Origin of the sequence: Shewanella gaetbuli (genome assembly GCF_023284065.1) — a bacterium.
Lineage (GTDB): Bacteria > Pseudomonadota > Gammaproteobacteria > Enterobacterales > Shewanellaceae > Shewanella > Shewanella gaetbuli.
Window position 1 is genome coordinate 16,817 of the sequence record NZ_JAKIKP010000003.1, and the last position, 13,328, is coordinate 30,144.

Here is a 13,328-nt window from a genome sequence, read left to right on the forward strand (position 1 = left end):
TCGGTTTTTGCCACCAACACTTGCAAAAGAATAGAGGAAAACATGAGTAACGAAATTAAAACTCAGGTAGTAGTATTAGGAGCAGGCCCTGCAGGTTATTCAGCCGCGTTTCGCGCAGCTGACTTAGGTTTAGATACCATCATTGTTGAGCGTTTCAGCACACTTGGTGGTGTTTGTTTGAATGTGGGTTGTATCCCATCTAAAGCATTATTACATGTTGCTAAAGTTATTGAAGAAGCAAAAACCGTTGCTGATCATGGTGTTGTTTTTGGTGAGCCAAAAATTGACTTAGACAAGCTACGTGGCTTTAAAGAAAAAGTGATTGGTCAGTTAACTGGCGGTTTAGGCGGAATGTCTAAAATGCGTAAAGTTAATGTGGTAAATGGCTTTGGTAAGTTTACCGGTTCTAATACTCTTGAAGTGACCGCTGAAGACGGCACTGTAAAGGTTGTTCAGTTTGAAAACGCCATTATTGCTGCGGGTTCTCGCCCAATTCAATTACCGTTTATTCCTCATGAAGATCCACGTATTTGGGACTCAACTGACGCACTAGAACTGAAAGAAGTTCCTGGTAAGTTATTAGTGATGGGCGGCGGTATTATTGGTTTAGAAATGGGTACAGTTTACTCATCTTTAGGCAGTGAGATTGACGTGGTTGAAATGTTCGACCAAGTGATCCCTGCAGCCGATAAAGATATCGTTCGTGTATACACTAAACAAGTTAAGAAGAAGTTTAACTTAATTCTTGAAACTAAAGTGACTGCGGTTGAAGCCAAAGAAGACGGTATTTACGTTTCAATGGAAGGTAAAAAAGCCCCTGCTGAGCCAGTACGTTACGATGCCGTGTTAGTGGCAATTGGTCGTACACCGAATGGTAAGTCTTTAGATGCAGACAAAGCGGGTATTAATGTTGATGAGCGTGGCTTTATTAATGTTGATAAGCAAATGCGTACTAACGTGCCACATATTTTTGCAATTGGTGACATTGTTGGTCAGCCAATGCTTGCACATAAAGGTGTGCATGAAGGTCATGTTGCTGCAGAAGTTATCTCTGGCATGAAGCACTACTTCGACCCTAAAGTGATTCCTTCAATTGCTTATACAGACCCAGAAGTCGCTTGGGTTGGTTTAACTGAAAAAGAAGCTAAAGAGCAAGGTGTTGCATACGAAACCGCTACATTCCCATGGGCTGCAAGTGGCCGTGCGATTGCTTCAGATTGTAGTGAAGGTATGACCAAGTTAATTTTCGACAAAGAGACTCACCGTGTTATTGGTGGTGCAATTGTGGGGGTTAATGGTGGTGAATTACTGGGTGAAATTGGCTTAGCTATTGAAATGGGTTGTGATGCTGAAGATTTAGCATTAACCATTCATGCTCACCCAACCTTACATGAATCTGTTGGTTTAGCTGCAGAAATTTATGAAGGCTCAATTACTGATTTACCTAACCCGAAAGCGGTTAAAAAGAAGTAATTAACAGCTGTAACACTTTGTTAAAAAGCACCTAAACAGGTGCTTTTTTTTGGTCTACACTTATTTAAAGGTGATATATTCAATTGTAAATTGGCGATAATTTATCTTATGGCAAAGCATTATGCTTCAGGTTAGCAAAGGTGATCTTTGATAGGGTTTGCTTTTACTTTTTTACAGATAACGCAAATGGTTAAATGTGATGAGAGGAATTTAGGGGTGGAGTATTAATAACGTGTATCGCAACATTCTTGTTGTTTTGATGACTATTACTTTTCTATTTCCTGTTTCTTCGGTCAACGCCGCCGATTTTATTCAACGTGTTTTCGATGCCAGTGATGGCCTAGCCAATACCCCCATTAATGATATTTATTTTGACCACTATGGCTATACATGGCTGGCAACGGAGCATGGCCTATACCGCATTACTAATAATTCATTACGTCGCATAGACAAAGTCGGCTCTGAGTCAGTATTAACTGAACGACGGTTACGTTTACTCCATTCGGTCGACAAAGACCATATCTTGATGACCTCTGATACGCGATTGTTTTTGTACAATATTCGCGAACATACCTTTACTGAAATATTTGACTCTACCACCGCTGAAGTTGACCCCGCTACCATGGTACAAGAAGGGCTGGGAATCGCTGCAATTGAGCATTTTGATCAACAACACTTAACGTTATTAGGCCATCAAGGTAAGCGTTATCTATTCAATATCAATGATAAGTCATTAACAGTGCATCCTGAGGGCGAATTAAATGACCAGCTTAGCTGGGTTTCGCAATTACATGTAGCTGATGGTGGTTTTTTATATGCTTCATCTGAAACATTACAATGGCATCAGCCCACGGGTGAGGTAGTTGATTTTGAGTGGCATATTACCGGTATTGTCATTAAAGGCTTAATGCAAGATTCTACAGGGCGTATTTGGCTTTATACCACTAAAGGTTTGTTTCATGTTGACCTCGATAGTCGGCAAGTCAATCCAGTACCAACATTACCCTATTATATTGAAGATTTAGCAGAAGATAAAAATGGTAACTTGTGGGCGGGAAGCCGCTCGGGGTTGTTCTTATGGAACCCTAATTCGGATCAATTAATCAATTATCAACACGATTTAAAACTTTACGCCAACATTGATTATATTCACGCACTTTCTATTGATAACAATGGCTTAATTTGGATAGGCGGTTCTGGCGATGGCTTAGCCGTAGCAGCCACACCACCAGAGTTTCTGCTTGATACGGTTTCGCAATTACCGCCTTATTCGTTAGCGAATGAGATGATATGGGCCATTTTTGAGCGTGATGAAAAGCTATGGGTTGGTACTGACGCGGGGGTTGCTTTAGTTGATCCCATTAACAAAACCTCGGTGCAATTGCTGCCTGACGATTTAGAGTTAAGCGATAGTGTTTATCAAATAGCGGCTTTAGATGATGACCATATATCACTACTTACCACAAATGGCCTGTTTTATATTAATACTGTTACCCTAGAAACTGGACGGTTTCATGAATGGAGTGGCGGACAAAATTCTCTTGAAAAAAAATCCATTTTACAAAGTTACCATGACCCTGCCATTGAGGGCCGTATTTGGTTTTTAACTTCAGAAGGGATTTATTTCTGGCAACAGGGCGCTGATGATCTTGAACAGCTTTCTTTTGGTGAGGGCAATGAGTCGATAACGGACTCACGGTTTACGATTATTATTCGAGACGATAAAAGTCGTTTATGGGTCAGTAGCCAAAAAACCTTTGGTTATTTCGATGATAATCAGCAGTATATTTCAAAAAGTCAGATTTTTGATAACCTCAGTGCAATCCCTAAACTCCACAATATAACGCAGGTGTCTGAAGATAAGTTTTGGATTGGCACTTCTCAGCACGGCATTTTAGAGTTTAACTCTGCAACCGATAACGTGTTGGATTTAGACGCTGAATGGCAAATTGATTGTAGCTCCGCATTATTTTTTCAAACCTTACCTGATGCGTATTTAATTGGCTGTTCAAACTCAATTATTTGGGTTGATAAGCAAACTCTTTCACGGAAAACATTTACTCAGCATGATGGCTTTATTTCCGGTGAATTTAATGAAGCGGCTGTTTTTTACCAGCCCGACAAGGGGGTATATATTGGCACCCCTGATGGCGTGATGTTAATTGACCCGAAAAGGTTGGTTAATAGGGTGAGCAATGATCAGGCTTTTCTTGAGTCAGTGTCGATTTATTATGATGATCAAACAGACCTATATCTCATTCCCGAACAATTTAAAACCATATCACCTGGAGCCAATTTAATTAGTTTTCAAATCTCTAATTTGAACTACATTGACAATAATCCAATGAGTTTGAAATATCGCTTTCAAAAAGCAGGTGATAATCCCTCTCCTTATGTTGTGTTAGAAGGTCAATCGCAAATTAATGTTGCCGGATTACGTGCAGGAGATTACACCTTAGAAATACTGTCTAAAAATAGAAGTATGTGGTCTTCAACGCCGTTTACCTACCATTTCTCTGTTGATGAATATTGGTGGCAGTCTCAGTTATTTCGGGGCATCGCTATTTTTATCGCATTGTTTATTGCCATCAGTATTTCGTTAATTCGACAGCAGCAGGTTAATCGTTTTAAAAAGGTTAATCAGGCATTAATCGATAGTGATGACAGATTGTCGCAAGCTTTGAAAGGTAGCGACTCTGATTTATGGGAGTGGCACAATAAAACCCAATTGTTGAGATTAAATAATCGTGGTGGAGTATTAGGGTCTGAAAGCTTAATTATTAGCAAGTTAAGTGAATTGCCGATACATGAAGAAGACAAGGATCGAGTAACAAAAGCGTGGCTAGATTTATTAAAAGCTAAGTCGTCAATGATTGATGTTGAATATCGTTATTTACATGAGTCGGGTAAATGGCGTTGGCTAAGAGTGCGTGGACGTGCAGTTGCTTGGCAATCCAGTTCTGGGCATTTAGAGTCTGCTGCGGGGATTTATTCAGACATCACTGCACATAGAGAGCTAGAAAATGAAGTGCATTTATTTGCAGAAGCCTTTAAAAATACTTCAGAAGGCATGTTGATTCTTGATGTGGATAAAAAAATTATTCTAACCAATAATGCCGCCAATAGTATTTTAGGCTTTACAGATGAAGAGTTAAAAGGTCAGTCTTTTTCTAAGCTGCTGATTTCCAGCAATGTACCACTCAATATTGATAAATTGTTCACCAAAGCCAGCTTTTGGAGTGGCGAACGTGCCTTGTTAAAAGTGGATGATTTACCGTGCCCTGTGTGGCTAAATATCTCAAAAATGAATGCAGCAGAGAGCAGTGTTCAACATTATGTGGTGGTGTTTTCTGATATTACTGAGCGTAAACAAAACGAAAAGAAATTACAGCGATTAGCCAACACTGACGCATTAACCGGGGTGGCAAACCGCTCCCAATTGTTAGTGACGCTGAATAAAGTGATTACTGAAGCCAGTGCTAAGCACGAAAAGTTAGCGTTACTGTTTTTAGATTTAGACCGATTCAAATCAGTCAATGACTCATACGGGCATAGCATGGGAGATGCCTTGCTGGTGGAGGCCACTAATCGCTTACAGTCATGTTTAGAGTCTGAGCATGTTTTATGCCGGTTTGGTGGCGATGAGTTTGTTATTTTGCTTAGACATGTTGAAGGTATTGAATACATTAACCATGTCGCCAATAGTTTATTAAAACAAATCGAAAAGCCGTTCAAACTCTATGGGCGTGAATTTTTTATCTCAACCAGTATTGGTATCAGTTGTTGGCCAGAAGATTGTGATGACCCTGAAACGCTGATTAAAAATGCTGATCTTGCAATGTATCATGCGAAAGATGAAGGGCGAGGAAATTTTCAGTATTACTCTGCCGAAAGAAATGCGCAGGCGCTGTATCATTTAAGATTGGAATCAGACTTACGTAAAGCGATTGAAAATAATGGTTTTACATTGCATTACCAACCTCAAGTGGATGTGCTCAACCATGAAAAGTTTGTTGGAATGGAAGCGCTACTACGGTGGAACCATCCTCAAGATGGCTATATTCGTCCTGATATTTTTGTTGAAGTGGCTGAGTCTTGTGGGTTGATCATTGATATCGATAGGTGGGTCTTAAAACAAGCGTGTGTTGACGGTGCTAGATGGCATAGATTATATGGTGATGATTTTAAGTTATCGGTTAATGTGTCAGCGGTACAGTTTAGTCAAACAGACTTTATTGAGTTCGTGCAACAAACTATTGAGGATGCTCAGCTTCCTGCGAAAAATTTGTGTTTAGAAATCACCGAAGGCGTATTGATGTCTGAATTGCACGTTGCTACCCAATATTTATCAAAGCTAAAACAATTAGGTATTCAAGTTGCTATTGATGATTTTGGTACAGGCTATTCTTCATTAGCTTATCTGCGTAGCTTTGAGGTGAATAGTTTGAAAATTGATCGCTCATTTCTGATTGATATTGCAGATAATCAAGCGGATCAGGCAATTGTGTCGAGTATTATTGAGCTAGCTAGAAATTTAAAGCTTCAAGTGGTTGCAGAAGGTATTGAGACTGAAAAGCAACTCGAGCAAGTATTTAGCCGTGGATGCTATATCATTCAAGGCTATTATTTTGCTAAACCCATGCCCAGAGATGAGTTAGACCGATTCTTAGGGATCCCCGCCGAAAAAAAGCTTATCTGATCTAAAAATGCACTAGGGTGCGTTAACAATACTTTGCTAGAATGTGACTGTTTTTAATTGCTTTTGGGAAAACTATGCAAGCTTGTCTGCACTTTTTTGGGTGGTCTTTTCGCACTCCGTTATCGATTGTTTTAGGGCTTATTCTTGTTAGTAATAATCTTTATGCCGCTGAAGCAACAGTAAGTGAAGATAATGAGCGTCCAAGAATTGGCTTAGTATTAAGTGGCGGCGGCGCTAAAGGTGCGGCTCATATTGGCGTTCTTCAAGTGCTTGAAGCGAATCATATTCCGGTAGATTATGTTGCTGGTACAAGTATTGGGGCATACGTTGGCGGTATGTATGCACTAGGTTTTAGTGCCGATGAAATAGAAAAAATCATGTTAGAGGGTGAATGGGATGCAGGCTATTCAGACACGATCCCTCGTGAAGATTTATCATACCGTGATAAGCAATTAAGAGATAAATATAATATTCCCATCAATATAGGTTTTAATAAGGGCACGATTACCTCTCCTTCAGGCTTACTTCAAGGCCAAACTATGTCGCAATTGTTACGGCGCTCAACCGACTTGGTCGAGCAGTTTGGTGACTTTGATGATCTTGCTATTCCTTATCGTGCTGTTGCCACTAATTTGGTCACTAGTGAAGCGGTTGTATTGACGAAAGGCAGTGTAGTAAAAGCAATGCAAGCTTCTGCTACGGTTCCTGGCGCGTTACAACCTGCTGAAATTGACGGTTTGTTATTAGTGGACGGGGGGATTGCTAATAATATGCCTGTGGACGTGGTGAAAGACATGGGAGCCGATATTATTATTGCAGTTGATATTGGTTCACCGTTAGCCAGTAAAAGTCAGTTAGATAATACCATTGCTGTATTAGAGCAGTTATCGACGATCTTGACTAAAGCCAGTACTGAAAAGCAAAAAAAGTTACTTGATAAAAAAGATATTCTTATCCGACCTTGGATTGATAATTTAAGTACCACTGATTTTTCAATCATGCCGCAAGCGTTAGTGATAGGCGAGCAAGCGGCGCAACTTAAATATGAACAGCTGTCTAAACTGTCTATTCCTGAAGAGCAATACCAAAAGTATCAGCACGCTAAACGCCAAAAGCGTTTGGCGTGGGTTGACCCAATTAAACAGCCTATCTACAGAATTGTGCTTAATAACGAGTCTAAAGTCAGTGATAAATTAATTTTAGATCGTTTAGGCATTAAAGAAGGCGACGTAGTTACTAAAGAGTCACTTGAAAAAGCGGTTAAGCGCATTTATTCACTCAATAAATTTGAACGGGTAGATGTCGACTTTACCGATTCTGTTGAGGGACGCACCTTGACGGTGACTTCTTTAGACAAGTCATGGGGACCTAACTATTTTAATGCCGGATTTAATTGGGAAGATGACTTTACCTTAGATTCTGCGGTGACGATAAGTCTTGCTTATGCTATGACCGATTTAACTGAGAATGGTGGCGAATGGCGCAACGAGCTAGATTTAGGCTCGCAAAAAACCTTTGCTTCTGAGTTTTATCAGCCATTAGATAGAGACCAAGATACCTATCTGCGTGTTCGTTATCAGTATGATATGAATAGCTGGGATTTATATGATCAAAATGAACGTTTGTATGAACTCAATAACTCTGTTCATTCTTTGTTAATGGGGGTTGGGTACAACTTTTCTGATGCGGGTATTTTGGGGCTTGGATTCATTGGTGAGAGAGGACATGTTGATAATAGTCAGCTGCTTGGTGATGGATTCGACTACCAAACTTATGGTGGATATTTCAGGGTAGGTTACGACACATTAAATAGTATTAGCTTCCCAACTGAAGGCAACCGCTTCACGCTTACTGCTTATTATCGAGATGAGAAATATCAAACCAAAGGTATTGATGATGCGAGCGATAACACATTTCAAATTGAGGCTGACTGGAAAGGTGCGTTAAAGTTAGGTAACCATGCCATTGTTGGTAAAGCCGCTGTTTCTACGGTTGATAGTGATGGCAACTTCTCAGTTCATATAAGTAATCTTGGTGGCTTCTTGAATTTGTCAGGCTTCCATAAAGGGGCATTAGCTGGTGCACATAAGGTTTTTGGCGCAATCATTTATCAATATGATTTAGGCCGAGATATGCTTATTACTGATATTCCTTTGTATGTCGGAACCAGTTTAGAGGCTGGTAATGTGTGGTATTTAAAAGAAGATGTTGATTTGGACGATTTAATTTATTCAAGCAGCTTATATTTAGGTACAGACACTTCATGGGGCCCTGCAGCGTTAGGTTTTGGCTTTAGTGACACGGGTGATAAGTCGGTTTATTTGTTTGTTGGTAAAAACTTCTAAGCCTTTATACGTTGTTATCACTATTAAAAATGGCCACAAATTGTGGCCATTTTATTAGGTGCCTTAGTCATATTGACAAATCAGTTCTGGTAGTTGACTCATATTATTAAGCTGGTGGTGTGCGACGACCCACTTTGTTTGCGTTGCAAATTGAGCGGCAGGAATCGCCACTGTTTGCATTGATGCCGCTCTGGCAGCTATTAATCCATTAAATGAGTCTTCAATGGCAAGGCAATTTTCAGGGGCAATGTGTAATGCTTGAGCGCAATTTAAATACACTTCTGGATGCGGCTTGCCACGGGTAAGTAACTCTGCCGAAGTAATCGCATTAAAATAATCTTTAATTTGTAACTTTTTCAACACGGCATCAATAATTAACTGTGGTGATGACGTGGCTAAACCGATTTTAAAACCATGTTGTTTGCACCATTCAAGAGTATTAATTACGCCATCCATTGCTTGTCCATGATGCTGAATTAGGCTGACAACTTCTTCCACAATCGCGTTAGCCGTCACCGCATTTTGGTAATTTGGCCAAGGTCGTCTTTGATACCAATACTCGACCACTTGATCAATTCTTAACCCCGTTGTCGATTCAACTTCTGCTAACGTCAGCCCGAGCCCTAGACTATTAAATACTTTGATTTCAGCTTGTTGCCAAGCAGGTTCTGAATCAATGAGTACCCCGTCCATATCAAAAATGACGGCGTGAATATCAACGTGTGCCATTAAAAATCTCTATAAAAGAACCAAGAATTCTAAGAATAACGGTTAAATAGATAGGGTTCATTAAAAAACCACAATGATGAAAAAAAATATTTATACCAATGCAAGATTGTTTGCAGATAATTTAAATTGGCCGTGCTAGCTTAAGGTGTTGAAAGTTAATTGTTTTTATCTTGTTTCAAACTATTGTCTAATTTAATTTGTTTGAATCTAGTTGTACATTGTTCGCCCGTGAATAAAATTCGCTAAATTTCGGCGTGGTAATAGTGTGAGCTGATTCATACTTTTTTAAAGCTGTAGTATACTGGGGGTCGGATTTCAAGCCCGAACCTGTGGAATTATCAGCGTGACCGTAACTGGCGTTGAGTTTCGCCGTAAGGCGCCAAACAAAGAGGAATGTTGCCGTGCTAGAAGCATATCGTAAACACGTCGCAGAACGTGCTGCAGAGGGTGTTGTCCCTAAGCCATTAGATGCACAACAAGTGGCTGAGTTAGTGAAATTAGTTGAGACCCCGCCTGCTGGAGAAGAGGCTGTTGTACTTGACCTATTAGAAAACCGTATTCCCCCAGGTGTTGATGAAGCTGCTTATGTAAAAGCGGCTTTTTTAGATGCAGTGGCTAAAGGCACTGTAACATCACCTATCTTATCCGCTGAACGTGCCGTTGAACTATTAGGCACTATGCAAGGTGGTTACAACATTGAGCCATTAATTGCTCAATTAGAAACCCCAGCATTAGCTCCACTAGCGGTTAAAGCATTATCAAACACCTTATTAATGTTTGATGCATACCACGATGTGGTAGAAAAAATGCAAGCTGGCAATGAGTTTGCGAAGCAAATTGTTGAGTCATGGGCTAATGCAGACTGGTTCTTAAACCGTCCTAAATTAGCTGACAAAGTGACCCTAACGGTATTTAAAGTTTCTGGTGAAACCAATACCGATGATTTATCTCCAGCACCAGATGCTTGGTCACGTCCAGATATCCCGCTTCATGCTTTAGCTATGCTAAAAAATGCTCGTGACGGTATTGTGCCTGATGAGCCAGGTGTTGTTGGTCCAATTAAAGAAATTGCCTCACTAAAAGAGAAAGGTCACCCATTAGTGTATGTTGGTGACGTTGTGGGTACGGGTTCTTCTCGTAAATCAGCAACTAACTCTGTGCTTTGGTTTATGGGCGATGATATCCCTAATGTGCCTAATAAGCGTGCTGGTGGTTTCTGTTTGGGTGGCAAAATTGCACCTATCTTCTTTAACACTATGGAAGATGCCGGTGCGCTACCGATTGAATTAGACGTAAGCAAAATGGAAATGGGTGATGTGATTGACATCTATCCATATGAAGGCGTGGTTAAGCGTCATGGTAGCGACGAAGTTATCTCTACATTTGAGCTGAAAACAGACGTATTACTTGATGAAGTCCGTGCTGGTGGCCGTATTCCATTAATTATTGGTCGTGGTTTAACAGACCGTGCTCGTGAAACCTTAGGCTTACCTGCATCAGATGTATTTGTTCGTCCACAAGACGTTGCAGCATCTGACAAAGGCTTTACTCTAGCGCAAAAAATGGTAGGTAAAGCGTGTGGTGTAACCGGTATTCGCCCAGGCCAATATTGTGAACCTAAAATGACTTCAGTTGGTTCGCAAGATACAACTGGCCCTATGACCCGTGATGAGCTAAAAGATTTAGCTTGTTTAGGTTTCAGCGCTGACTTAACGATGCAGTCTTTCTGTCATACAGCGGCTTATCCTAAGCCAGTAGACGTTAACACTCACCACACATTACCTGATTTCATTATGAATCGTGGTGGTGTTGCATTACGTCCAGGTGACGGTGTTATTCACTCTTGGTTAAATCGTATGTTATTGCCTGATACCGTAGGTACTGGTGGTGACTCTCATACGCGTTTCCCAATTGGTATTTCTTTCCCAGCGGGTTCTGGTCTTGTGGCATTTGCTGCAGCAACAGGTGTTATGCCACTTGATATGCCTGAATCTGTATTAGTGCGCTTTAAAGGTGAAATGCAACCGGGTATCACATTACGTGACCTTGTTCATGCCATTCCATTAAAAGCCATTGAAATGGGTTTATTAACGGTTGAGAAAAAAGGCAAAATCAATGCTTTCTCTGGCCGTGTATTAGAAATTGAAGGTCTTGAGCACTTAAAAGTAGAGCAAGCATTCGAGCTTTCTGATGCATCTGCAGAGCGTAGTGCGGCAGGTTGTACTATTAAGTTAGGCAAAGACCCAATCATTGAATACCTAAACTCTAACATTGTTATGTTGAAGTGGATGATCAGTGAGGGTTACGGTGACCGTCGTACTATTGAACGTCGTATCACAGCAATGCAAGAGTGGATTGCAAACCCAGAGTTAATGGAAGCTGACAGCGATGCAGAATACGCTGAAGTGATTGAAATTGACTTAAACGAAATCAAAGAGCCTATCCTTTGTGCTCCGAATGATCCTGATGATGCTGTATTATTATCAAGTGTTGCACAAACTAAAATCGACGAAGTATTCGTGGGTTCTTGTATGACTAACATTGGTCACTTCCGTGCGACCGGTAAGATGTTAGATAAGTTTGCTAAAACACTTCCTACTCGTTTATGGATTGCGCCTCCAACTAAGATGGACCGTGATCAATTAACTGAAGAAGGTTATTACTCTATCTTCGGTCGTGTAGGTGCACGTATTGAGATCCCAGGCTGTTCATTATGTATGGGTAACCAAGCACGCGTTGCTGAAGGTGCAACCGTTGTTTCAACTTCAACACGTAACTTCCCTAACCGTTTAGGTACTGGCGCAAACGTTTACTTAGCATCAGCTGAGTTAGCAGCCGTAGCCGCATTGTTAGGTCGTTTACCTTCTCCAGAAGAGTATCAAGAATACGCTAAAGAGTTAGATGCAACCGCAGCTGACACTTATCGTTACTTGAATTTTGATCAAATTGACTCTTACACTAAAAAAGCTGATAGCGTGATTTTCCAAGCCGCTGTTTAATCTTGTTTTAGTAAGACGTTAATCAAAAAATGCCAGCAGCAATGCTGGTATTTTTTTGGCTGAAATTTATCGTTATGCTTAAAAATATAGCAACACAATGTCAAACTTAAGTTGGAATTGAGAGGTATTGATATGGGGTTATGGTGTTTTTTTAGCTATACCTTAAACATCCATTTCTTTAGGGCACATAATATGAAAGCGAACAGTTTATGGTTGATGTTAGTGGCGTGTGGTTTGGTATTTGCTGCAACAAGTCATGCAGGTGTTATTGACCCCGAATGTGATGCTAAAAAAGCGGCCAAAAGTGCAGTTGCTAAAGCGACGGTAGGTGTGGGTGGCCGATGTAATGCCTCAGAAGCGGTAAAAGATACCGCAGAAAAAGTGGTTGAGGATAAACTTCCTCAAGACGGCGCAGCAGGGCAGCTTGTTGATAAAGCAACAGGAAAAGATGAGACCATTAAAGATAAAGCTGTAGATGCTGTGGTGCCTGATAAATTGCAGAAAAATAACCAAGACAAACACAAGGTTAAAAAAGATAAACAGCGCTAGAACAGCTCGCTTTATTGATGAAAATTTTAACTATTTTAATTTATATTTCCCGACAAAAATGCTCGGGAAATATATTCATTATTTAAATTTAAGCAAAACTTGGCTTATTAAGAGTACTGAACAGCCATTGAAATTAACGGTTCACGCGAGCCTTTTTCTGCACGTAAGCGGGCTAGGTAACGCTCCCATATTTCCACTTGATGAGTACACATATCGTATAAAATTTTCCATGAAAACAGACCTGTGTCATGGCCGTCATCGAAGATAATTTTAACCCCATAATTACCTATAGGTTCTAACGCGGTAATGTTCACGTCTTTTTTATGAGTGACTAAAATTGGGTTGCCATGTTGCTGTACTTCAGCAGAAGGTGAGTGAACTCGAAGCATTTCGCAGCTAAGGTTAAATACTTCGCCATTTTCAAAGGTGATTTCAAGCAACTTTGATTTGCGCTTAAGTTTTAAGTTACTGACATCCGGCGTGGTATCTGACATAAAAACCTCAAGTTGATGAGAAATAAAAAAGGAGTAAACC

The 13,328-nt window shown here is 40.4% G+C and carries 7 protein-coding genes; 5 read left to right on the forward strand and 2 right to left on the reverse strand.

The window, feature by feature from the left end; all coding sequences use genetic code 11:
- The first annotated feature begins 42 nt into the window (after positions 1–42).
- The 3 genes from lpdA to L2672_RS05130 all read left to right on the forward strand — a co-directional run bounded on the left by lpdA (position 43) and on the right by L2672_RS05130 (position 8,517).
- Positions 43–1,473: a dihydrolipoyl dehydrogenase gene (gene lpdA / locus L2672_RS05120; protein ID WP_248994758.1), complete on the forward strand. Its 1,431-nt coding sequence runs from the start codon at positions 43–45 to the stop codon at positions 1,471–1,473.
- Between the two features lie 259 nt (positions 1,474–1,732).
- Positions 1,733–6,172, forward strand: a complete 4,440-nt coding sequence (locus L2672_RS05125) for an EAL domain-containing protein (protein WP_248994759.1) — start codon at positions 1,733–1,735, stop codon at positions 6,170–6,172.
- Between the two features lie 74 nt (positions 6,173–6,246).
- Entirely contained in the window at positions 6,247–8,517 is a 2,271-nt protein-coding gene (locus L2672_RS05130; RefSeq protein ID WP_248994760.1) for a patatin-like phospholipase family protein, read from the forward strand.
- 63 nt (positions 8,518–8,580) lie between these two features.
- Here L2672_RS05130 and hxpB read toward each other — a convergent pair whose 3' ends face one another.
- On the reverse strand, positions 8,581–9,246 hold the full coding sequence (gene hxpB, locus L2672_RS05135; RefSeq protein ID WP_248994761.1) for a hexitol phosphatase HxpB: 666 nt from the start codon (positions 9,244–9,246) through the stop codon (positions 8,581–8,583).
- 401 nt (positions 9,247–9,647) lie between these two features.
- On the opposite strand from hxpB, the gene acnB reads away from it, so the two are divergent.
- Together acnB and L2672_RS05145 are read left to right on the forward strand one after the other, a co-directional pair.
- Positions 9,648–12,245, forward strand: coding sequence for a bifunctional aconitate hydratase 2/2-methylisocitrate dehydratase (gene acnB, locus L2672_RS05140; RefSeq protein ID WP_248994762.1), 2,598 nt, complete (start codon positions 9,648–9,650; stop codon positions 12,243–12,245).
- Positions 12,246–12,437: 192 nt separating this feature from the next.
- The gene (locus L2672_RS05145; RefSeq protein ID WP_248994763.1) at positions 12,438–12,794 is read left to right on the forward strand and encodes a hypothetical protein; all 357 of its coding nucleotides are present in this window, start codon (positions 12,438–12,440) and stop codon (positions 12,792–12,794) included.
- Between the two features lie 107 nt (positions 12,795–12,901).
- Here L2672_RS05145 and L2672_RS05150 read toward each other — a convergent pair whose 3' ends face one another.
- Positions 12,902–13,288, reverse strand: coding sequence for a gamma-butyrobetaine hydroxylase family protein (locus L2672_RS05150; protein ID WP_248994764.1), 387 nt, complete (start codon positions 13,286–13,288; stop codon positions 12,902–12,904).
- Between the last annotated feature and the right edge of the window lie 40 nt (positions 13,289–13,328).

Coding starts and splice junctions, on each gene's coding strand:
- hxpB (WP_248994761.1), bottom strand. CDS start 9,246: ATGGCACACGTTGATATTCACGCCGTCATTTTTGATATGGACGGGGTA.
- L2672_RS05125 (WP_248994759.1), top strand. CDS start 1,733: ATGACTATTACTTTTCTATTTCCTGTTTCTTCGGTCAACGCCGCCGAT.
- L2672_RS05145 (WP_248994763.1), top strand. CDS start 12,438: ATGAAAGCGAACAGTTTATGGTTGATGTTAGTGGCGTGTGGTTTGGTA.
- lpdA (WP_248994758.1), top strand. CDS start 43: ATGAGTAACGAAATTAAAACTCAGGTAGTAGTATTAGGAGCAGGCCCT.
- L2672_RS05150 (WP_248994764.1), bottom strand. CDS start 13,288: ATGTCAGATACCACGCCGGATGTCAGTAACTTAAAACTTAAGCGCAAA.
- L2672_RS05130 (WP_248994760.1), top strand. CDS start 6,247: ATGCAAGCTTGTCTGCACTTTTTTGGGTGGTCTTTTCGCACTCCGTTA.